Raw genomic sequence first — 20,763 nt, forward strand, 5'->3', positions numbered from 1 at the left:
AGTGACAGCGCGGGCAGGAGGCCTTCGCGCCTGGAGCAGCCTGGCCACGCTGGCCGCCCTTGCCGCAGCGCTGGGGGCAGGCCTGCAGTGGTCTGCCATCGATGGTCCCTGGCTGGCGTTGACCGCAACATCTGCAGCGCTCGCGGTGGTATTGGGCGTGTGCGCTGCCATCGCCGCGTATCGCAGTGCACACGCGCAGCATGCGTTGGCACAACGCCTCGAAGAAGCCGAGGTCGCACGCGAGCGCCTGCAGCAGGAGCTGCAACGCCAGGGCGAACTCGAGCAGGAACTGCTGCGCGCCAAACAGGCCGCCGAGGCCGCCACGCTGGCCAAGGGCGAATTCCTGGCCACCATGAGCCATGAGATCCGCACCCCGCTCAACGGCATCATTCCGATGCTGGAACTGATCTCCAGCGGCCAGCTCAGCCTGGACCAGCGCGACATGCTGCAGACCGCCACCGGCAGTTCGCTGCAGCTGCTGCGCATCGTCGACGACATCCTCGACTACTCCAAACTCGAAGCCAACAAGCTCGAACTGGAGATCACCACCTTCAACCTGCGCGAACTGCTCGACGGCGTCGTGCAGCTGCTGCAGCGCACCGCCGAAGGCCGCCAGTTGCGCATCGGTCTGGAGATCGAGCCATCGGTGCGCCTGCTGGTGCGCGGTGACCCGATCCGCCTGCGCCAGGTGCTGGGCAACCTGATCGGCAATGCAATCAAGTTCACCGAACGTGGCAGCGTGGATATCCAGCTGCGTCGTCTTGGCGAAACCCGCGCTCAGCATCTGCTGCGCTTCCAGATCCGCGACACCGGGATCGGCATTGCGCAGGACCAGCAGGCGCGTCTGTTCCGCTCATTCGCCCAGGCTGACGCCTCCACCACCCGCTTGTACGGCGGCACCGGGCTGGGGCTGGCGATCTGCAAGCGCATCATCGACCTGATGGGCGGCCGCATCGGGGTGGAATCCGAGCCCGGGCGCGGCGCCACCTTCTGGTTCGAGATCCCGCTGCTCAAGGTCATCGGCGACCTGCAACAGAACACCGGCGCCGACGCCGCACGCGTCATGGTGATCAGTTCCGACACGCGCCTGTCGCAGCGCCTCAAGCGCCTGCTCGACAGCTGGGGCGTGTCGAATGTGCTGATGGAAACCACCCAGGAAGCGCTGGAGCGCGTGCGTCGCCACAGCGACACCGAAGGCTTCCGCTGCGTCATCGCCGACCACGACACGCTGCGCTACAGCGCCCGCGCCGTGCATCGCGCATTGGCCCAGCCCGCAGACCTCGGCGGCTCGCGCCTGATCTGGCTCTACGGCGACGAACCGGTGCCGTCCGAACTGCAGGACCACGCCACCCTGGTGCCGCGCCAGAGTCCGGACGAGACGCTGCGCTCGCTGGTGCTGCCGCCCGATCCGAAGCCGGCCCAATCGCTCACGCTGGCCTCGGCGATGATCCCCGAGCCGTTGGCGCCACCGCTGACCAACGCACGCGAGGTGCGCATCCTGCTGGTGGAAGACAACCCGGTGAACCTGCTGGTCGCGCAAAAGCTGCTGGCGGTACTCGGCTTCGACGCCGACACCGCCACCGATGGCGAAGCCGCGCTGAGCAGCATGGAATCCACCCGCTACGACATGGTCTTCATGGATTGCCAGATGCCGGTACTGGACGGCTATGCCGCCACCCGGCGCTGGCGCGCGATGGAAACCGAAAGTGGCGGCCGCCCGATCCCGATCGTGGCGATGACTGCCAACGCCATGGCCGGCGATCGCGAACGCTGCCTGGCCGCCGGCATGGATGACTACCTGTCCAAGCCGGTCGCACGCGAGCAACTGGATGCCTGCCTGCAGCGCTGGCTGCCACGCCAGCCGGCGCTGCCCGGCCCGACCAGTGGTGCAGCCAGCGTGGAGTCCGAAAGCGCCAGCAACGCCGCTCAGGCGCGTGCGCTGCCGATCCTGGACAACAGCGTCATTGACGAGTTGTACGAGGTGGCGGGCGCAGACACCATCACCATCCTGCAGCTGTTCCTGGAAGATGCGCCGGGCATCATTGAACGACTGGAAACCGCAGCAGCCAATCGCGACAGCATGCAGCTGCGCGATCTGGCCCACACGCTCAAGTCGTCCAGCGCCAACGTCGGCGCCCAGGCGGTCTCCAACGCAGCACGCCGCATCGAACTGGCCGCACGCACCGGCACCGTCGAACGCCCCTCGGTCATGGTGGCGCTGGTCATCGCCGAATACGCGCGCGCCCGCCTGGCACTGTTAGGCCAGGTCGCCCGCCTGCAAGCCAAGACCCACGCCGCCAGCTGAGCGATCAGGAGCCTGTGCCGAGTCATACCAGGTAGCCAGCAAAACGCGCCGCCCAAGAACAACCCGACAGCTCTCTCAGCAGACCTCAATCGTCCAGCTTGGTCAGCAAATAATTCGGCTCACCAATCCGCGCCACCAGATCCAGCTGCGTTTCCAGCCAGTCGATGTGCTCTTCTTCCGACTCCAGGATGTCCACCAGCAGCTGACGGCTCACGTAGTCGTTGACGGTCTCCGCATACGCCACCGCCTCGCGTAGCACAGCCACCGCTTCGCGCTCCAGCGCCAGATCGCAACGGAACATCTCGGTCGGATTCTCACCGATACGCAGCTTGCCTAGCGCCTGAAAATTGGGAAGCCCTTCGAGAAACAGGATGCGGTCGGACAGCTTGTCCGCATGCTTCATTTCGTCGATGGATTCCTTGTACTCATGCTCGGCCAGTTCTTTCAGGCCCCAATTCTTCAGCATCTTGGCGTGCAAGAAGTACTGGTTGATCGCAGTGAGTTCGTTGTAGAGCACCTTGTTGAGGTACTCGATGACTTTGGTATCGCCCTTCATGCGATGTCTCCGAGACAGTGAGCCGGCCGCACTCTAACGCGTTGGCGCGACGCATGAAGGAACGCGAATCGTGATCAATTGCGGGACGCGTGGGTCGACCGCTGTGTGGAGCGCCGTACCGGCCTTAGCCTGGGACGACCTCGCGCTCGATCTCGAAGGAAAACCGTGGACGGCGCAATCCTGGAGAGATGTTCGAGAGACGCTGGTCGGAGCTACCGGCCGTCACAGCGCGCGACGTCGCACGCCTCAGGCTGCGCTCGCCAGCCCCAGCATGGGCAACGGCAGCGCGCGGGTCGCATGCGCCTGGCTCAGCAGGTCGCCGGCCATCTCCAGGCACGAACCGCAGTTGGAACCGCAGCCGGTGCGCATGGTCAGCTCGGCCAGGCTGGCGCAGCCACTCTGGGCCGCTTCGCGGATCTGGTGGTCAGTGACCCCATTACAGATGCAGACGTACACGGTATCGGTCGGGTGCTGGCGATCCGGAGAGGACCGGGACTGATTGCACCGCAAACGAGAATAGGTGTCAATTCCAAACGTTAATCATTATTAATCCGCACCGTGCGAGCCCCGCTGCGCTTACGCGGACGCTTGCGTGGGCTGTCATGTCCCGCAGCGCTGCTGCCTGGCAACCACGCCTCCAGCGCACGCTCGGGCATCACACCAACAGCGGCCGGCCCCGCCAGGTTCTGCGCCAGTGGCGCCAGATGGCGCAGCGCACGCGCGTAGACGCCGCGCTTGAACATCACCACATGCTCGACCGGATACCAGAAATCCACCCAGCGCCAGTGGTCGAACTCCGGGGTATCGGTATGGTCGAGCTTGAGGTGGGATTCTTCGCCAGTGAATTGCAGCAGGAACCAGACCTGCTTCTGGCCGATACACACCTGGCGTTCGTTGCGGCGCACCGCCCGGCTGGGCAGGCGATAGCGTAGCCATCCAGGGGTGGCGCCGAGCACGGACACATGCTCGGGCAACAACCCGGTTTCTTCGCGCAACTCGCGGTACATGGCTTCGACGGGTGTCTCGTCGGTATTCATGCCACCTTGCGGGAACTGCCAGCCGTCCCTGCGCACACGTCGTGCCCAGAACACCTGACCGTCTTGCCGCATCAGCACGATGCCAACGTTTGGCCGGAAGCCGTCCGGATCGATCACGATGCGGACTCCTGAAAATCTACTGTCACCGACTCTGCCACGGCGACGGCCAGCTCACAAGCTGAAAACGAAATGCTTGACAACACACGGACGCTTGGTAAGAATTGCCGGCTCCCTAGGCTATGTAGCTCAGCCGGTTAGAGCACAGCACTCATAATGCTGGGGTCGGTGGTTCGAGTCCACCCATAGCCACCAAGGTATTCATGCGCACACTGGCATGCGATAATCTTGGCCCAACACGTTTTATTGCCCCGTCGCCAAGCGGTAAGGCACCTGACTCTGACTCAGGCATCGGTGGTTCGAATCCATCCGGGGCAGCCAAACACGAAAGGTCCGATCGAAAGATCGGGCCTTTTTTGTTGCCTGATGGTTTTGAGCCAAGCGCAGTTCCACATCCCAGAAACGACAAAAGCCCGGCATAACCGGGCTTTTGAAGCAGGCGCCCCGGCGAGCCGGGACGCAACAAACGCGATGGATCAGCGCTTGGAGAACTGGGTAGCGCGACGGGCCTTGTGCAGACCGACCTTCTTACGCTCGACTTCGCGGGCGTCACGGGTCATGAAGCCAGCCTTGCGCAGCTCGGACTTCAGGGTTTCGTCGTATTCGACCAGCGCACGGGCGATGCCCAGACGGATCGCACCGGCCTGACCGGTGGTGCCGCCGCCGGAGGCGGTGACCAGGATGTCGAAGCTTTCGGTGTTCTTGGTCAGCTCAAGCGGCTGACGCACGATCATGCGCGCAGTTTCGCGACCGAAGAACTTATCCAACGGCAGGCCGTTGACCGAGATGTTGCCGGTACCCTTGCGCAGGAACACGCGAGCGGTGGAGGACTTGCGGCGACCGGTGCCGTAGTTTTGCGTGATAGCCATGATTAGATATCCAGAACTTGCGGCTGCTGAGCGGCGTGCGGATGCTCGGCACCCGAATAGACCTTGAGCTTGCGGTACATGGTGCGGCCCAGGGGACCCTTCGGCAGCATGCCCTTGACGGCGATTTCGATCACGCGCTCCGGGTGGCGCTGCAGCGCCTGCTCCAGGCTCTCGGTCTTCAAGTTACCGATGTAGCCGGTGAAGCGGTGATACTTCTTGTCTTTCAGCTTGTTGCCCGTGACCACGATCTTTTCGGCATTGATCACCACGAGGTAATCGCCAGTATCGACGTGAGGGGTATAGATCGGCTTGTGCTTACCGCGCAGGCGGCTAGCCAGTTCGGTGCAGAGACGGCCAAGCGTCTTGCCGGCGGCGTCAACGAGATACCAGTCGCGCTGGACGGTCTCGGACTTGGCGGTGAACGTAGTCATGAGGAAGCTCTTGAGTAGTCGGGCGGATTGCAGCGGCGATGACCGCTGGAACTTTGCCACGCGTTGTGAAGGCGAAACATAAGAGGCGGGATTGTACGGGACGCCCCGCGGCGGCGCAAGTCGCCCCACCGGCCGGCGATGGGCGGTTGGCAGCGCGCCGGCCGGGGGCCAGAATCGCCGGATGACCCAGACCTCTTCATTCCGACTGCATAGCCCGCTCGACCGGCTCCTGGTCGAAGCCCAACGCGCGCTGGACACGGTATTCGGCAATCCGCCCGCCAAGCGACCCAATCCAGCCGCCGACACGCCCGACATCGCGCTTGAACCAGACCAACGCCGGCATGCCGCCGGACTGATGCGCATCAACCATGTCGGCGAGGTCTGCGCGCAAGGCCTGTATTTTGGCCAGGCGGCGGTCGCCCGCGATGCCCACACCCAGCAACACTTGCTGGAAGCGGCGCAGGAAGAAACCGACCACCTGGCCTGGTGCGCCGACCGTCTGCACGAACTGGACAGCCGCCCCAGCCTGTTCAACCCGCTCTGGTACGCCGGCAGCTACGCCCTCGGCGCACTGGCCGGATTGCGCGGCGACGACTGGAGCCTGGGCTTCGTGGTCGAGACCGAGCGCCAGGTCGAAGCCCATCTGGACGAGCACCTGGAGACCCTGCCCGCGATCGACCAGCGCAGTCGCGCCATCCTGCGCGTGATGAAGATCGACGAAGCACGCCACGCCGATCAGGCCGAACAGGCCGGCGCCCGCATCCTGCCGCCGCCGATTCCCAGCGCCATGGCCCTGGCCTCCAAGCTCATGAAGACCATCACCTACCGCTTTTAGGCGGTTCGTTTTAGGCGAGCTTCAAGCTAATCACACCGGCAACGATCAGGCCGATGCACGCCAGGCGCGGCCACGACGCGCTATCGCCGAACAACGCGATGCCAGCGATGGTGACGCCGACTGCGCCAATGCCGGTCCAGATCGCGTAACCGGTTCCCACCGGAATGGTCTTCAGTGCCTGCGTCAACAACCACAGACTGATGGCTGCCAGGCAAATCGTCAGCACGGTCGGCCATAGGCGCGTAAAACCGTCGCTGTACTTCAGGCCCATGGCAAAGCCGATTTCGAACAGGCCGGCCAACAACAGATAGATCCAGGGCATCGCATCACTCCTCACTAGAAAACGGGCAAAAAAAAGCGACCCAGTGTTTGCACACTGGGCCGCCGTCGGCTGTGGAACGCGAGGTCATCGCGTGGCGGGCCGTCCCGCCTTGCATCTTGCGCGCGCTTGCAAACAAGCACGCAACAGGTCGAATCCTGCGCTTATTCGCTCAGATTACGCCCGTGGAACAGCTCTTCGATTTCACGCTTCAACAACGTTTCGATCTTCATGCGCTCCTTGAACGAGAGGTTCTTGGCGCGCTCTTCGAACAGGTACTGATCGAGATCGAAATCCTTCAGGTGCATCTTCGTGTGGAAGATATTTTCCTGATAGACATTGACGTCGAACATCTCGTAACGCGACTTCACGTTCTTGGCCATGAAGTGCTGGATCGAGTTGATCTTGTGGTCGATGTAGTGCTTCTTGCCCTTCACATCGCGGGTAAAGCCACGGACACGGTAGTCCATGATCACGATGTCCGATTCCAGACTCTCGATCAGGTAGTTCAGCGCCTTCAACGGCGAGATCACACCGCACGTGGCGACGTCGATATCGGCGCGGAATGTCGCGATACCTTCCTGCGGATGCGTCTCGGGATATGTATGGACAGTGATATGACTCTTGTCCATATGAGCAACCACGGCTTCAGGAATCAACTCCTTGCCGGCCTGCTTCTTGTCGATGACGGGCTCTTCCGAGATGAGGATCGTCACCGACGCGCCCTGCGGATCGTAGTCCTGACGTGCGATATTGAGGATGTTGGCGCCAATGATCTCGGCCACGTCGGTCAGGATCTGCGTCAGACGGTCCGCGTCATATTGCTCATCGATGTACTCGATGTAACGCTGACGCTCCTCTTCGGTACGCGCGTAACAGACGTCGTAGATGTTGAAGCTCAACGCCTTGGTGAGGTTGTTGAACCCCTGTAGCCTCAGGCGAGGCAACGGCTTGACCACGTCGGTCTGTCCTTATGGAAGGCGGGAAAGGAGTCAATTATGAGCCAAAGATCCCAGCAACGAAATGCCGACGTTGAGAATGGTTTACCTTGCATGACTCATGCCGTTAAGCTTCAGGAATTACAAGCGGAACTACCATGAACCCAGGAAACACGACGGTTGTCACCACGACGGTACGTAACGCTACCCCTTATCTGGCACTGGACGCTGGCACGATTGAGCGTTTTCTGGCGCACAGCCACCGCAGGCGCTATCCGACCCGGACCGATGTGTTCCGGCCAGGAGACCCGGCCGGCACCCTCTACTACGTTGTCAGCGGCTCGGTCAGCATCATCGCCGAGGAAGATGACGATCGTGAGTTGGTGCTGGGCTACTTCGGCAGTGGCGAGTTCGTCGGCGAGATGGGGTTGTTCATCGAATCCGATACGCGCGAGGTGATCTTGCGCACCCGCACCCAATGCGAACTGGCGGAAATCAGCTACGAGCGGCTGCAACAACTGTTCCAGACCAGTCTGTCACCGGATGCGCCCCGCATCCTGTACGCGATTGGCGTTCAGCTCTCAAAGCGATTGCTCGATACCACAAGGAAAGCCAGCCGCCTGGCATTCCTGGACGTGACCGATCGCATCGTACGTACGCTGCACGATCTGTCCAAGGAGCCTGAAGCGATGAGCCATCCGCAGGGCACCCAGCTGCGCGTTTCGCGGCAGGAATTGGCACGCCTGGTGGGTTGCTCGCGCGAAATGGCCGGCCGCGTGCTCAAAAAGCTACAGGCCGATGGTCTGTTGCATGCACGCGGCAAGACCGTCGTGCTGTACGGCACGCGCTAAGCAGTAGCGGTCGCGGTTGGTGCGGCTTCGCACCGACCGCAGCTTGAACCGCATGTCGCAAGGCATGCGGACCGATGTAGTCGGGCGCGTTCCGCCATCGATTGCCGGGCGTGTCAGGCGCTACAGCGCCTTGCCACCGCGGTCGCGACAGCCCCAGTTGAGGATCGGCGTGCCTGCAGGCAGCACCTGACGGAACAGTGCTTCGCGATTGGCTTTGGGGTTGACCACCACCGGTGCGCGTGCGGCCTTCAACAACGGCAGATCGGCCGTGCTGTCCGAATAGGCGATGGCGATGTCGGCATAGCCGCGCTCGCGCAGCATGCGCATCTTTTCTTCGTTGTGGCAGTGGCGCCGCGCGGTGACCGCACCCAGGCGTGGGCCGACCAGACTACCGATCACCGGCACATCCTGATGCGCGACGAAGCCGAGAATCGCACGCGCCAGTTCTGGCGGTGCGCCGGTGGCGACCACGACCCGATCGCCGGCGGCGCGATGATCGGTAAACACCTTCAACGCATGCGGCAGCAAGCGCTGCCGGATCTGCGCTTCATGCTTGAGCACGTACGCGTCGATGAAACGATTGAATTCGCGCGTGCGATGCAGGCCGAAGGTGGCGATCCACACATAGCCGGAGACACCGCGCCTGCGGGTCGGCAGCATCGCCACCATCGGTCCGAGGATTGGCGAAGCCAACAACGCCACCAGCAGACGCAACGGATTGCGTTTGATCAGCCAGGCAAACAGATGGCTGCCGGAATCGCCGTCGTACAGTGTGTGGTCGAAATCGAAGACCACCAGCGGGGCGTCGTCGCGCGGTGCGGGATACGACTCAGTCATGCGCAAAGAATAGCTGACGCAGCGACTCGCCGGGTTCGGGCGCGCGCATGAAGGTCTCGCCGACCAGAAACGCGTTCACATCGTGGCTGCGCATCAACTGCACATCGGCCGGAGTGACGATGCCGCTCTCGGTGACCAGGATGCGATCGCGCGGCACCGCGGCGCGCATGTCCAGCGTGGTCTGCAGCGAGACCTCGAAGGTGCGCAGGTTGCGATTGTTGATGCCCACCAGCGGCACCGGCACCTGCACGGCGCGCTCGAGCTCGTCGATGTCGTGCACTTCCACCAATACATCCAGACCGAGTTGCATGGCCAGGCCCGACAGATCGGCCAGCTGCGCGTCTTCCAGCGCCGAAACGATCAGCAGGATGCAGTCGGCACCGAGCACGCGCGCTTCGTAGACCTGATAGGGGTCGACAGTGAAATCCTTGCGCAGCACCGGCAGCGTGCAGGCCTCGCGCGCTTGCTGAAGATACGCATCGGCGCCCTGGAAGAAATCCACGTCGGTGAGTACCGACAGGCAACTGGCCCCACCGAACTCGTAACTGACGGCGATGTCGGCCGGATGAAAGTCGGGCCGGATCACGCCTTTGGACGGGCTGGCCTTCTTCACTTCGGCGATGACGGCCGGGTCGCCGGCGGCGATGCTGGCCTGCATGGCGGCAGCAAAGCCGCGTGTGAGCGGCAGGTCGGCGCAGCGCGCGACCAGCTCGGCCAGCGGCACGCGTGCACTGCGCTCGGCGATTTCTTCGGCCTTGCGGGCAAGGATGGTGTTGAGGATATCGCTCATCGTATCGGGTCCTGGCGGGCGGGCATTATCGGTCAACACGGCCGCAACTGAGGTGGCCGCACGCCAGTGCACAGCATGCCAGCGGCACCGTGACGATGCCGGCCAGCGGTTGCCGCTTTCTCGGGGCAGGCCACACCGGCGTGGTGACATCGCAGATGTGGAGGGTGCGGACAATGCATGGATCAGGACTGCGCAGCAGCCTGACGGGTGAAGGCGACATAGGCATCCAGTTTGGCGCGCGCCGAGCCATCGGCCAGCACCGCACGCGCACGCACCACGCCGGCGGCGATGCTGTCGGTCACGCCGGCCACATACAGGGCCGCGCCGGCGTTGAGCGCCACGATGTCCAGCGCCGGGCCGGGCACGTTGTCCAGCACCTGCAACAGCATCGTGCGCGATTGCGCGGCATCGGCCACCTTGAGGTTGCGGCTGGCCGACATGGCGATGCCGAAATCCTCCGGATGCACTTCGTATTCGCGCACCTGGCCATCGCGCAGCTCGCCGACCAAGGTGCCGGCACCGAGCGAGAGTTCGTCCATGCCATCGCGGCCCCACACCACCAGCGCGCGCTCGGCGCCGAGCTCCTGCAGCACGCGCGCCTGGATGCCGACCAGATCCGGATGGAACACGCCCATCAGGATGTTCGGCGAGCCCGCCGGGTTGGTGAGCGGGCCGAGGATATTGAAAATGGTGCGCACGCCCATTTCGCGACGTACCGGCGCCACCATCTTCATGGCCGGGTGATGCACCGGTGCGTACATAAAGCCGATGCCGGTCTGCGCCAGCGAGGCGGCGACCTGTTCGGGCTGCAGTTCGATCACTGCGCCCAACGCTTCCAGCGCGTCGGCACTGCCGGACTTGGACGAGACGCTGCGGTTGCCGTGCTTGGCAACCTTGGCACCACCGGCCGCGGCCACGAACATCGCGCAGGTGGAGATGTTGAAGGTGTGCGAGCCATCGCCGCCGGTGCCGACGATATCCACCATGTGCTGGCGGTCGCTCACTTCCACGCGGCGCGAGAACTCGCGCATCACCGTGGCCGCACCGGCGATTTCGCCGATGGTCTCCTTCTTGACCCGCAGCCCGGTGAGGATGGCCGCGACCATCATGTCGGAGACCTCGCCGCGCATGATCTGCCGCATCAACTCGACCATTTCGTCGTGAAAGATTTCGCGGTGTTCGATGGTGCGTTGCAGGGCTTCTTGCGGCGTGATGGGCATGGGCGAGAGGACCGTGGAAAAACGTGGGAGAAGTGCGAGAGGACTGTGGATCGATCAGGCGTGGAGAGACATGCCAGCGTCGGTGCAATGCCATGCAGCGGCGTTGCACCGACGCTCATTGACCGGGACGCCGCATGCGGAAACGCGCCTGGGCCTGCACTTCGAAATAATCGGCGGCACCGCCGGCGCGCAGGATCGTCTGCACGGCAGCGGGATCGTAAATGCCGTCCTGCAGCGCCGCGTGCGCCAGATGCACACCCACCACTTCACCCAGGACCAGCCAGGTTTCGATGGCCTGCCCGCTTGCACTCTGCAGCGGCAGCAACTGGCTGAGCCGACATTCGAAACTCACCGGGCTTGCCGCCACACGCGGCGCATCAATCAGGCGCGAAGCTGCCATCTGCAAGCCGGCCAGTGCGAACTCGTCCACCTCCGAGGGCACTATCGCCGCGCTGGCATTCATGGCCTCGGCCAACGGGCGCGTGGCCAGATTCCAGGTGAATTCGCCGGTGGCTTCGATGTTGCGCAGGCTGTCCTTGCGACCGATGCTGGCAAAGCCGACGATCGGCGGCACGTAGTTGAAGGCGTTGAAGAAGCTGTAAGGCGCCAGATTGGCGATGCCCTCGGCGCTGCGCGACCCGATCCAGCCGATCGGCCGCGGGCCGACGATGGCGTTGAACGGATCGTGCGGCAGCCCGTGGCCCTGGCTTGGTTCGTAGAAGTGGACGTTGTCGCCAGTGGTGCTCATCGTGATCCGGATGCAGGCGTTGAATAAACGAAACGGCCAACCATCTCTGCCATGCAGGACAGATGATTGCGGGCATCGCATGCATGGGCAGCTGGTGCATCGACGTTGCTGAAGCCTGCATCGACAACTGCTGTATAGACGCGGGCGACGTGCGCGGTGCGCATTTCGGTCAGCGCTCCAGGAAGTTTTTCAGCAAGGTATGACCGTGCTGGGTCAGGATCGATTCGGGATGGAACTGCACGCCTTCGACCGGAAACTGGCGATGGCGCAGGCCCATGATCTCTTCCACCGAGCCATCCGGATTCTCGGTCCAGGCGGTGACTTCCAGCGCTTCGGGCAAGGTGGTCTTGTCCACCACCAGCGAGTGGTAGCGCGTGGCTTCGTAGCTGTCCGGCAGGCCGGCGAACACGCCCTTGCCCTCGTGGCGGATCGGCGAGGTCTTGCCGTGCATGATGTTGCCGGCGCGGATCACATCGCCGCCATAGACCTGACCGATGCTCTGGTGGCCCAGACAGACGCCCAGGATCGGCGTGGTCTGGCCCAGCTGCTCGATCAGCTGCAGCGAGACACCGGCCTCGTTGGGCGTGCGCGGACCGGGCGAGATCACGATGCGCTCCGGCTTGAGCGCGGCGATCTGATCGACGCTCATCGCATCGTTGCGCACCACCGTGACCTCCGCGCCCAAGGCCTGCAGGTACTGCACGAGGTTGTAGGTGAAGCTGTCATAGTTATCGAGCATCAGCAGCATTTCTGACGTATCCGTTTGTTTTTTAAGGATCCGCAATCCGGAAAACCTAGACGACACCCCTCCGATACCCGCTAACTTAATTGATACCCAAGTCGCTTCGGGGCGAGTCATGCAATGGCATATCTTCGCATGGGCCAGCTCCAGCTTTGTGCCGCAAGCGGTCTTTTCCTGCGCATAAAACTTTGCAGAAATAGCGCGATTCAGTTCAGCGTCGACATAGGACAGCAGCTCAGCCGCCAAGAGCGTTCTTGGCGGCAGGCCACTGCTACAGGGCTATCCAGGACTCAGCAACGCGTGAAAACACTCATGACGCAGGCCGAGGGCTGCGTGCGAATGCGCTATCTGCCCGTCTCTCAGGCTAGCTATGCGGTCTTCGACTCGGGCGTCCGTCATATCCTGCGCAACTGAAGGATCTGCCAGTGCCCGCTTGGCGCCGGCGATCTCTAGTGCGTCGATGACCCATGGGCGCGCTGACACGCCACCAGCTTCATCACATCGTCCCACGCCCGCTGCTTGATCTGGGCTCCCGGGCCAAACCACGCCGCGTCCCGGCTGTGGTCGTCGCTGCGGGGCACGGCGTTGGTGGTCGACGTACTCGTGACGCTGTTGAGCGCTCCCCAACACCGTCCTCAGGCTGAATGCCATGAGCACCCTGCGGCCACCGCGATCCATACAGGGAGCGGACATTCACTCACCGCGCTTGCGGGAGACTTCTGCACCCTGGCGGATGCGGCGTTATGATCAGGACGCGATGCAGGCGATTGCGCATCGGCTGCGCGTGGGGCACCGCCGCGCCGGCGATTACAGCCGGTTCCACTCCAAGCCTTGGCTGCGCCGGTAATACACCGTCACGCTCATTGGCGCAGTGCATCCCGGCGCTTTTCCATCGCCTTCGGGTCGCGCGCGCGTGCACACGCGCGACTTCGTTTCTGCGTGACCGCCTCACCCAACCCTGTCATCGGCCAACGACACGCCTGACCTCGTATGCGCATACAAGGACGATTCGGGTACGGCGACATCGGTTCTGCTGTTCAGCAAGGAAGCTGCCTGGGGAGTGATTCACTCCAACCGCAATGCGGTCGCGCTTGGATCTTTCTTCTCGCCAACGGCTGCGTCGCGCGCTTGACCTCGAGTTTTCTTCGAACCATGACCACCGCACCGCTCGTCGACATCGCCCTAACTCCGGAATACGTGGCGATCGCACTTTCGGCACCAGCGATTGATCGGTGCCGCCACTTCATGCAGGGCCAGGAGATATCCGATGAAGCCTTCCGTATCCGCCGCTCCACTCAACCGCAGTGCATCAACCTCAAGCCCGAATAGCCACGAGATTGAACAAGAAGCCATACCGGACGCCTCGCGCAGACATTCCGACGCTCAGCCCGATGGCGCATTGATTATGCTGTCGCGCCGCCCGGGCAAGCGCGGCAAGGGGACCACAGACGCCACTGCGCAGGCATCTCATACGGCTAGCCACCTGGGCTCGGTTGGTCTGCAGATTCCGCAGCCTGTAATGCCGTCGCATCATGGCGGAGCGTCGCTGGTGCGACTCAAAGAGAAACTGGCTGCCGACAACCGGCGCCCGGTCCAGCCGCAGCTGGCCGCCGAACTCATCAACAAGATCAGGCCGATGAAATTGCCGGACACCACCGGCGTGCAAGAACGCGCAGCGACACACGCGGATCTGTTGAGCCGCATCCACGAAACGGATGCGATGGATTGGTACAAGGCGCAGGGATTGAGCGAGGTCGAGGTTTCCGACTTGCGACGCACCGCGTTGCTGTCCGGCATGCCCAATCCCACCGGTAGTTTCCTAAACAATGCGATGCAGTACATCGTCTCGCCCTGGATCAACTACGCAACCCGTCAGCCCTGGGCAGGCGCAGGATTCGGCTTTGCCACAGCGGCCGTCGCCGCACCGATGAATGCGGCCCAGCAGTCGGCAGTGGTCAGCCTGTGCGAATCCATCCGCGAGCATGGCGGTCACGTCATCGTGCCGGACAAGAATCAGATCAACGACAAGCATTTGCTACCGGACCTTGCGAAGGCGCTGGAAAGGCATATTGTCGAATTCAGCGGGTGCTTAGAAAATTTCAGACAACTCAACCGTGCCGCAGTCGCACAGCCAACTGACGCCCTCATCGCCGCTGCCCACCAATTGCGGGAAGCCTACAAGCGCCTGCATCAGGCGCAGCAAGACTTTGTCATGACCCAGGGCGCGCACGACCGGCAATGGATGGGCAATCGCTGGCAGGCCGTCCCGCGCATCCTGCGTTCGCCCTTGGCGGGTACGCTGGGCCTGCTCAGCAAGACCGGCGCAATACGGGCACTGTCGCCGACCGCGCAGACTGTCTGTGCCCTGCTGATGACAGCTGCGCAACATGTGGCCGCTGGATTCGACGAACAGGCAAAACAGGATTACAACAACAAGCTCAATCTGCTGTACGCCGATGTACTGACCGAAGCGGGCAAGTCGAAACTTGCATGTGGCGAGCCGGTTGCGGCAGAGGAGATCGATCAGGGCAAGCTGCGCAAACTGATTCAGTCGCCCACGCAGGCTCTGGTGAAACGCGTCATCAACGGACTGGCGTCGATGGAAGACGCGCTCAAGGCGGAGGCGGAGGTGCAGGCATCGCCCTCGCCGCACGTGACGGCAGACGCCGACGACCTGGATCTGGAATCGGGCCACGGCGCCGGCCCGGCGAAGGCGCTGGAATTGCTGAGCCGGGATCTGCAAGCCTTGCGCGAAGGCAAGTTGGACGAACTCGATCCAGACGGTGTCGCTGCAGCGGTGCTGCTCGGCGCCGAGAAGTCGGTGGTGTCGGAGCAACTGATCAGCGATATCGCCAAGAAGTACACCTCGCGCGAGTTCTCCGCACAGACCGCCCAACGCATTGGCCAGATGTTCCATCTCGGCGTGCTGGGCAGCGCGGCATCCTCGGTGATCGGCAAGGCCAGCTCTGCAGCGCAGGGTGGAACGCGCAACGTGCCGACCGCACAGACCCTGGCGATCTCTGCCCTGTCGGGAGGCATGGCTGCGGTCGGCGCGCTGAATCAGCACATCGCCATCACCGTCAAGAACAATCGCCGCGAGGGCGACACCGACATCGGATTGAAGCAGCAAGTCTTACGTGGCGTGATGGGGGGGGCCAACGAAGCGCTGTCCCAGCGTCGGGCGACCAAGGCGAGCCAAGCGATCAACGCGCTACTGCAAGGCAACGATGTGGAACAGCTGTTGGGTGAGGCCAAGGCGCTCACCCAACCGCACGGTGCCACGTCCTCCGCAGCGCAGGCCGCGCCGTCGCTGACCCTGCCGCAGGCAGTGGAGCGGCTGCGGCAGGGAACAGCGCCCACATCGCAGTCGCACGAAGTGATCGTGCAGATCGAGGACGATCAGGCGCCGCAACCGGCATGATGCGGCGCCGACCGCGGCGATGCATCAAAAGCGACGCAACAAAAACGGGATGGCCGGCAAGGCCATCTCGTCTCGACCATATTAGGCCTGATGATCACCACCGAAGCCATGGTGGACGATGCACCGAAGAAGGACGAGCCGGCAATACCAGCCGGAGATGGCATGGGCGTCATGGATTTCTGATATCCAGTTCCATCGGTTCTCTGGTTGATCAAACCCCGCCGAACGGCGTGGCTTTTTGTTCCGACCGAGCCGCATCAAGCAACGCCGAATACGCCGCCATACACGCGATCAATGAAGCGGCGATGGAGCATGTGTGATGGCTTCATCGCCGCTCGAAACTGCGTTTGTACCGTCGGTCGTCCTCGGAGAGGTCCACTCCACGGCGTGCTCGCTCTCCTCTTCGATCTCGGTGATGGTGACGCTGCTGCTGGGCCCGGCCTGCGCCGCGTCGCCGGCTTCCTGGATCGCTTGCAGCACGGATTCCCCCGCCATCTGCCCGTACTGATCCAACTGTTCCGGTGTCAGGCGCATCAGATACGCCAACGTGGTCCGCGACCTCTCCTGCAGTTCTTCAACAGATGAGGGAACGCTGGTTGCCAGCGGGGTGCCATCCGGTCCGGTGAACATGCAACCAAGCTGGCGTCCACCCCAGTTCATCGCCAGTTCCGCGCCACGTGCCATGGGGCCAGGCATCGTCATCGACATCAGCGACATGATCGCGCCAGCGTAGTAGGGCGACGCCGACGATGCTTCGATCAGACTCTTGTCTGCGAATGTCTTGGACAGCTTCTCCACACCCAGCGCCAGCGCCATGACCATGCTGCCGGAGCACATGGCCTTGAAGCGCTCCATCGCGTCCTGACGGGCCGCGTGCCGGTTGAATGCCGATTGCATCATCACGGTCGTCACCACGGCCGTGTCGGCCAGCAGATCCACCGTGCCGATCCGATCAGGCTGGATCAGGTAGACGGTCAGTCCAGTCACCCCAGCCCCCAATAATGCCAACGACAATTTGGCGGAAAAATCGTGATTGGCCACCTGGTGCGGGATGCTGGCGGGCTGGTCCTGGTCGACTTGCAATGTAGCGCTAAGGCGCTTGCTGCATTGATCGAGCGTCTCCAGCAGATGTGTGCACTGGGCATTTAGCGTGCGGGTGAGTTCGTGTCCTGTGCCGGGTTCGGTGAAGTTTTGGCGCGCTTGTTGAAAAGCATGGCGCCCGTTCTCCAGAGCGGCGCAGATTTCGTTGAGTTGTGTGCGCAGTTGCGCGCTGATCTGGCCGGGGGTCAGGCGCGCGCGCAGCCGCTGAGCCTGCGTCTGAAAGCCGACAAAGTCCGCGACACCTGCGCCCAGGTGGGAGACACAATTCTGTAGTCGATTGCCCAGTACATTGAGGCTGTTCCAGAGGAAAGGCGTTAGCACCATCGCCGCGCATGCAGTCGATGCCGCTGCGGCAAATCCCAGGTTGTTTTCCACCGCTTCGGCCTGCTGTCGCATAGATGGGTTGCCGAATTTCTTGGGAAGTTCGGTGGTGAGAAACACTCCGTTGAGCAGGATGGCGTAGAAATGCATTTCATTGGCTTCGCGTCCGAGCTGCCCGCCCATGAGCGGGAACGGAAGTCCGTCTGCAGTGGGGCGCAACGCCGATGCCGATAGACTCATCACGCCCTTGGTTGCTGTGGCAATGGAATAAGCGAAAGTCTTGGCCTGGTTGGCGAGCAGCGGACTTGGCACCACCAGGGGCCAGAGATTGACCAGATTGGCCAGCGACTTCAGCGCCCGCCCTGCCGCAGGCGTCCCCTGCTCCAGCGGCTGCAGCGCGTCTTCCACGGCTTTGATGTCGCCGAGCAATTGCTTGCGGAAGCGTGCTTCCAGACCGGTTGCCGTTTCGATGGCGCCGCGCAGCTGCGTGATCTGCTGGCGGCACGCGGCCAGAGAGTGTGGCTGGCTCTGTTCCGGGTCGGCGTGGCGCACCATCTGCAAAAATGCCGGATCGTCTGCGTGCATCTGCAGCATGGTGCGTAGATCCGTCAGTGACCAGAGATTGGAAGCGGCGTTTCTTAGCGTCCCGGAGAGTTGCAGTGCCCCCTCGGTCAAGCCGGAGGCTGCTCTGCGAAACAGAGCATTGGGCGCATGCGCTGCAGGAGACCTGCTCCGCAGCGTGGTGTCTTGGCGCCGTGCAGCATCACTATCGGCGCTGGATATGTCTGCTTCGGCGATCTCGATGTCGGAGCGAGCGGCTGGCGAAGAGGGCCTGCTTCCGCGCTGGGGGAGCTCGCTCAATCTTGGATCACCATGAAGTTGGGATACTGCATCGTGGGAACTAGGCTGCGATCTCGCCGGTGCCGTTTCCTGCGGAATTTGCTCGCGTAGCCGGCTGTCAGACGCCGCTGCCACTGGGTTTTTTTGCTTGATGTGCATGGAGGATTCCTTGGTGTTATTGCGGGCGATGCAGATCGGTCCGGTCAGCGCAGGAACATCTTCGTCAACCAATGCACGAAGCAGAGCCTTCGGAGTGGTGCGTTCCGATCCGCAGCGGTCGAGTCCTGATGTGACCGACGTACATGCCATTGCAGCATCGGCGGTCTGTAGGCTTAAGCACGGTTGCTGCGACGTCACGCCTGTGCGGAGGCGCTCAATCAGATCGCGGCTTGTCAGCGTCCTTCGGAACCTGCTCGAGCGAGGCAGGTTGGCTGTCTTCGATCTCGGTGATGGTGACGCTGCTGCTGGGCCCGGCCTGCGCCGCGTGGCCGGCTTGCTGGATCTCTTGAAGTATGGATTCCCCCGCGATCTGCTCGTACTGCTCCAACTCTTCCGGTGTCAGGCGCATCAGATAGGCCAACGTGGTCCGCGTCCTCTCCTGCAGTTCTTCGGCAGAGGAGGGAACACTGGTTGCCAGCGGGGTGCCATCCGGTCCGGTGAACATGCGACCAAGCTGGCGTCCGCTCCAGTTCATCGCCAACTCCGCACCGCGTGCGATCGGGCCCGGCATCGTTACCGCCATCAGTGACATGATGGCACCGGCATAGAACTGCGCGTTGGGCGATGACTCGATCAGGCTCTTGTCGGTGAGCATCTTGGAAAATTTCTCCGCCCCAAGCGCAAGGGCGATGACCATGCTGCCGCCGCACATGGCCTTGAAACGGTCCATTGCATCCTGCCGCGTGGCCTGCTTGTTCCATGCCGACTGCGCCATCACCGCCGTCACGATGCAGGTGTCGCTTAGCAGATTGATCGTGCCCAACCGATCCGGTTGGACGAGGAAGACAGTGGAGCCGGTCACCGCAGTGGCCAGTATCATCAGTGCCACCTTGGAGGAGACATCCTGGTTGCGTAATTCGCGCGGCAGACTTGGCGTCTGGCTGCCATCCAGATGCAGTACGCTGGCGAGCCGTTTGCTGCACATGTCCAAGGTCTCCAGCAGGTGCGTGCATTGTGCATTCACCGTCCTGGTGAGTTCCCGCCCTCCATCCTGATTGACGAAGCTGCTGCGCGCCTGCTGAAAGGCGTCGCAGGAGGCGTCCAGTTGTTCGCGGAGTTCCTGTAGCTGCAAGCGCACCTCTTGATTGACCCGGGCAGGCGTCAGGCGGGCACGCAGTTGCTGCGCCTGGTTGGTCAGACCCGCTGCCTGTGCTGCCGCCGCGCCCAGGCCTGCCGTGGTGTCCAGCATCGCGCTGCCGAGCTTGCTGAGGCTGTTCCACAGGAATGGCGTCAACATAATCGCCGTGAAGCCCACGGAAATGCCTGCGGCATATCCCACACTTTGGCTGACCGCCTCGGCGTTTCTGCGCAACGCCTGATCGCCGAATTTCTTTGGAAGTTCGGTGGTGAGGAACAGCGTGTTGATCAGCACGTTGTAGAGATGCATTTCGTTCGCGTCGCGCCCCAGCTGGCCTCCAGCGAATGGAAACGGCAAGCCGTCGGCGCTGGGGCGCAACGCCGAGGCTGACATCGCAAGCACGCCCTTAGTGGCCGTGGACATCGTGAAGGCGAAGGTTTTTGCCTGCTTGGCCATCAGCGGGCTGGGAACCGCGACCGGCCAGAAATTGATGAGATTGCCGATCGACTTCAATACACGTGAGGCGGCCGGTGTGGCGTGGTCGAGCGGCTGCAGGGCGTTCATTACTGCCTTGATGTCGCCCAGCAACTGCTTGCGCTGATGTGTCCCCAGCCCTTCTGTATTTTTGATGAGCTCGCCGAGCTCATCCATTTGTTGTCTACAGGACGCCAAGGTGTGTTGCGTGGCCTGTTCCGGATCGCTGCCGCGCAGGATCGCCAGAAATGCGGGATCGTTTGCGTGCATCTGCAGCATCGTGCGCAGATCGGAGAGCGACCACAGATCGGACGCGGCTCGCGATACAGCGGTGGATGCGTGGCGGACGCCGTTTGCCAATGCGGACTTCACGTGCGCGGTGATAGTCGCCGTAGCCGATGTGGCAGATGAGCTGCCCGATCGGCTGCGCGGGTCAAGTTCGGATAGCACCGGGTTGACCGGGGAGTGTGTCGGCGATGCGGCAGGTTGCAGTTCCACGATACCTTCATCGCGCTCGCGTGCGTCCTGCAACTCGGCTGGCGAGGACGGGCCTGCCGACTGCGCTTTCTTGATCTCCATCGGATATCTCCGTTCGGTGGGGGCACCAAATCGCGGTGTTTAGTGTTCTTTCATGATCCGCGCGCAAGCTTCCAACTCAACCGGATATGCGAACTGGCGTGCTGCCACCGGAAGTGCTCGACCACGCGGTGACAG

Annotated in this window: 20 protein-coding genes and 2 tRNA genes; 8 read left to right on the forward strand and 14 right to left on the reverse strand. The window is 62.7% G+C overall.

Features of this window, described 5'->3' with window-relative positions:
* The first annotated feature begins 1 nt into the window (after position 1).
* Complete coding sequence (locus NMB96_RS02840; RefSeq protein ID WP_255086176.1) at positions 2-2,305, forward strand: ATP-binding protein; 2,304 nt, start codon at positions 2-4, stop codon at positions 2,303-2,305.
* An 85-nt stretch (positions 2,306-2,390) separates the two neighbouring features.
* Here the strand turns inward: NMB96_RS02840 and bfr are convergent, their stop codons facing one another.
* The 3 genes from bfr to NMB96_RS02855 all read right to left on the reverse strand — a co-directional run bounded on the left by bfr (position 2,391) and on the right by NMB96_RS02855 (position 4,015).
* Positions 2,391-2,861: a bacterioferritin gene (bfr, locus tag NMB96_RS02845; protein WP_005990707.1), complete on the reverse strand. Its 471-nt coding sequence runs from the start codon at positions 2,859-2,861 to the stop codon at positions 2,391-2,393.
* A 246-nt stretch (positions 2,862-3,107) separates the two neighbouring features.
* A complete protein-coding gene (locus NMB96_RS02850; RefSeq protein WP_043888885.1) occupies positions 3,108-3,317 on the reverse strand; it encodes a (2Fe-2S)-binding protein in 210 nt (69 codons plus the stop codon).
* A gap of 80 nt (positions 3,318-3,397) precedes the next feature.
* Positions 3,398-4,015, reverse strand: a complete 618-nt coding sequence (locus NMB96_RS02855) for an RNA pyrophosphohydrolase (RefSeq protein WP_006451007.1) — start codon at positions 4,013-4,015, stop codon at positions 3,398-3,400.
* A 118-nt stretch (positions 4,016-4,133) separates the two neighbouring features.
* Between NMB96_RS02855 and NMB96_RS02860 the strand changes: the two genes are divergently transcribed.
* Both NMB96_RS02860 and NMB96_RS02865 read left to right on the forward strand, forming a co-directional pair.
* Positions 4,134-4,210 (forward strand) — tRNA-Met (locus tag NMB96_RS02860).
* Between the two features lie 52 nt (positions 4,211-4,262).
* Positions 4,263-4,336, forward strand: a tRNA-Gln gene (locus tag NMB96_RS02865).
* A 155-nt stretch (positions 4,337-4,491) separates the two neighbouring features.
* Here NMB96_RS02865 and rpsI read toward each other — a convergent pair.
* Complete coding sequence (gene rpsI / locus NMB96_RS02870; RefSeq protein ID WP_006451008.1) at positions 4,492-4,884, reverse strand: 30S ribosomal protein S9; 393 nt, start codon at positions 4,882-4,884, stop codon at positions 4,492-4,494.
* A gap of 2 nt (positions 4,885-4,886) precedes the next feature.
* Positions 4,887-5,315: a 50S ribosomal protein L13 gene (gene rplM / locus NMB96_RS02875; RefSeq protein ID WP_006451009.1), complete on the reverse strand. Its 429-nt coding sequence runs from the start codon at positions 5,313-5,315 to the stop codon at positions 4,887-4,889.
* Positions 5,316-5,496: 181 nt separating this feature from the next.
* Between rplM and coq7 the strand changes: the two genes are divergently transcribed.
* A complete protein-coding gene (gene coq7, locus NMB96_RS02880; RefSeq protein WP_255086177.1) occupies positions 5,497-6,150 on the forward strand; it encodes a 2-polyprenyl-3-methyl-6-methoxy-1,4-benzoquinone monooxygenase in 654 nt (217 codons plus the stop codon).
* A gap of 10 nt (positions 6,151-6,160) precedes the next feature.
* Here the strand turns inward: coq7 and NMB96_RS02885 are convergent, their stop codons facing one another.
* Both NMB96_RS02885 and speD read right to left on the reverse strand, forming a co-directional pair.
* Complete coding sequence (locus NMB96_RS02885; protein ID WP_255086178.1) at positions 6,161-6,472, reverse strand: DMT family transporter; 312 nt, start codon at positions 6,470-6,472, stop codon at positions 6,161-6,163.
* 161 nt (positions 6,473-6,633) lie between these two features.
* A complete protein-coding gene (gene speD / locus NMB96_RS02890; protein WP_006451012.1) occupies positions 6,634-7,428 on the reverse strand; it encodes an adenosylmethionine decarboxylase in 795 nt (264 codons plus the stop codon).
* A gap of 137 nt (positions 7,429-7,565) precedes the next feature.
* On the opposite strand from speD, the gene crp reads away from it, so the two are divergent.
* Positions 7,566-8,258, forward strand: a complete 693-nt coding sequence (crp, locus tag NMB96_RS02895; protein WP_023902393.1) for a cAMP-activated global transcriptional regulator CRP — start codon at positions 7,566-7,568, stop codon at positions 8,256-8,258.
* 120 nt (positions 8,259-8,378) lie between these two features.
* Here crp and NMB96_RS02900 read toward each other — a convergent pair whose 3' ends face one another.
* The 5 genes from NMB96_RS02900 to NMB96_RS02920 all read right to left on the reverse strand — a co-directional run bounded on the left by NMB96_RS02900 (position 8,379) and on the right by NMB96_RS02920 (position 12,601).
* Entirely contained in the window at positions 8,379-9,095 is a 717-nt protein-coding gene (locus tag NMB96_RS02900) for a haloacid dehalogenase-like hydrolase (protein WP_104549709.1), read from the reverse strand.
* Complete coding sequence (gene trpC / locus NMB96_RS02905) at positions 9,088-9,885, reverse strand: indole-3-glycerol phosphate synthase TrpC (protein WP_006451015.1); 798 nt, start codon at positions 9,883-9,885, stop codon at positions 9,088-9,090. The genes NMB96_RS02900 and trpC overlap by 8 nt, the downstream gene beginning before the upstream one ends.
* Positions 9,886-10,067: 182 nt before the next feature.
* Complete coding sequence (gene trpD / locus NMB96_RS02910; RefSeq protein ID WP_023902390.1) at positions 10,068-11,105, reverse strand: anthranilate phosphoribosyltransferase; 1,038 nt, start codon at positions 11,103-11,105, stop codon at positions 10,068-10,070.
* Positions 11,106-11,220: 115 nt separating this feature from the next.
* On the reverse strand, positions 11,221-11,853 hold the full coding sequence (locus tag NMB96_RS02915; protein ID WP_023902389.1) for a flavin reductase family protein: 633 nt from the start codon (positions 11,851-11,853) through the stop codon (positions 11,221-11,223).
* Between the two features lie 169 nt (positions 11,854-12,022).
* Positions 12,023-12,601, reverse strand: a complete 579-nt coding sequence (locus tag NMB96_RS02920; protein ID WP_043888884.1) for an anthranilate synthase component II — start codon at positions 12,599-12,601, stop codon at positions 12,023-12,025.
* Between the two features lie 114 nt (positions 12,602-12,715).
* Between NMB96_RS02920 and NMB96_RS02925 the strand changes: the two genes are divergently transcribed.
* The 3 genes from NMB96_RS02925 to xopN all read left to right on the forward strand — a co-directional run bounded on the left by NMB96_RS02925 (position 12,716) and on the right by xopN (position 16,016).
* Positions 12,716-13,009, forward strand: coding sequence for a hypothetical protein (locus NMB96_RS02925; RefSeq protein ID WP_043888883.1), 294 nt, complete (start codon positions 12,716-12,718; stop codon positions 13,007-13,009).
* A gap of 738 nt (positions 13,010-13,747) precedes the next feature.
* Positions 13,748-13,924, forward strand: a complete 177-nt coding sequence (locus NMB96_RS02930; protein ID WP_023902385.1) for a hypothetical protein — start codon at positions 13,748-13,750, stop codon at positions 13,922-13,924.
* Positions 13,863-16,016, forward strand: coding sequence for a type III secretion system effector XopN (xopN, locus tag NMB96_RS02935; RefSeq protein ID WP_255086180.1), 2,154 nt, complete (start codon positions 13,863-13,865; stop codon positions 16,014-16,016). Before NMB96_RS02930 ends, xopN begins: the two co-directional genes overlap by 62 nt.
* A 291-nt stretch (positions 16,017-16,307) precedes the next feature.
* On the opposite strand, the gene xopX (NMB96_RS02940) is transcribed toward xopN, so the two are convergent.
* Positions 16,308-18,437 (reverse strand): XopX family type III secretion system effector, encoded by a 2,130-nt coding sequence (gene xopX, locus NMB96_RS02940; RefSeq protein ID WP_183086778.1) that lies wholly within the window; start codon positions 18,435-18,437, stop codon positions 16,308-16,310.
* 214 nt (positions 18,438-18,651) lie between these two features.
* Positions 18,652-20,628: a XopX family type III secretion system effector gene (gene xopX, locus NMB96_RS02945; protein ID WP_183086631.1), complete on the reverse strand. Its 1,977-nt coding sequence runs from the start codon at positions 20,626-20,628 to the stop codon at positions 18,652-18,654.
* Positions 20,629-20,763 lie beyond the last annotated feature (135 nt).

The organism is Xanthomonas hortorum (assembly GCF_024339125.1).
GTDB classification, from domain to species: Bacteria; Pseudomonadota; Gammaproteobacteria; order Xanthomonadales; family Xanthomonadaceae; genus Xanthomonas; species Xanthomonas hortorum.

Excerpts from the sequence above, each read along its gene's own strand:
- bfr (WP_005990707.1), bottom strand. The coding sequence starts at position 2,861 with ATGAAGGGCGATACCAAAGTCATCGAGTACCTCAACAAGGTGCTCTAC.
- rpsI (WP_006451008.1), bottom strand. The coding sequence starts at position 4,884 with ATGGCTATCACGCAAAACTACGGCACCGGTCGCCGCAAGTCCTCCACC.
- rplM (WP_006451009.1), bottom strand. The coding sequence starts at position 5,315 with ATGACTACGTTCACCGCCAAGTCCGAGACCGTCCAGCGCGACTGGTAT.
- coq7 (WP_255086177.1), top strand. The coding sequence starts at position 5,497 with ATGACCCAGACCTCTTCATTCCGACTGCATAGCCCGCTCGACCGGCTC.
- NMB96_RS02885 (WP_255086178.1), bottom strand. The coding sequence starts at position 6,472 with ATGCCCTGGATCTATCTGTTGTTGGCCGGCCTGTTCGAAATCGGCTTT.
- crp (WP_023902393.1), top strand. The coding sequence starts at position 7,566 with ATGAACCCAGGAAACACGACGGTTGTCACCACGACGGTACGTAACGCT.
- NMB96_RS02900 (WP_104549709.1), bottom strand. The coding sequence starts at position 9,095 with ATGACTGAGTCGTATCCCGCACCGCGCGACGACGCCCCGCTGGTGGTC.
- trpC (WP_006451015.1), bottom strand. The coding sequence starts at position 9,885 with ATGAGCGATATCCTCAACACCATCCTTGCCCGCAAGGCCGAAGAAATC.
- trpD (WP_023902390.1), bottom strand. The coding sequence starts at position 11,105 with ATGCCCATCACGCCGCAAGAAGCCCTGCAACGCACCATCGAACACCGC.
- NMB96_RS02915 (WP_023902389.1), bottom strand. The coding sequence starts at position 11,853 with ATGAGCACCACTGGCGACAACGTCCACTTCTACGAACCAAGCCAGGGC.
- NMB96_RS02920 (WP_043888884.1), bottom strand. The coding sequence starts at position 12,601 with ATGCTGCTGATGCTCGATAACTATGACAGCTTCACCTACAACCTCGTG.
- NMB96_RS02925 (WP_043888883.1), top strand. The coding sequence starts at position 12,716 with ATGGCATATCTTCGCATGGGCCAGCTCCAGCTTTGTGCCGCAAGCGGT.
- NMB96_RS02930 (WP_023902385.1), top strand. The coding sequence starts at position 13,748 with ATGACCACCGCACCGCTCGTCGACATCGCCCTAACTCCGGAATACGTG.
- xopN (WP_255086180.1), top strand. The coding sequence starts at position 13,863 with ATGAAGCCTTCCGTATCCGCCGCTCCACTCAACCGCAGTGCATCAACC.
- xopX (WP_183086778.1), bottom strand. The coding sequence starts at position 18,437 with ATGCACATCAAGCAAAAAAACCCAGTGGCAGCGGCGTCTGACAGCCGG.
- xopX (WP_183086631.1), bottom strand. The coding sequence starts at position 20,628 with ATGGAGATCAAGAAAGCGCAGTCGGCAGGCCCGTCCTCGCCAGCCGAG.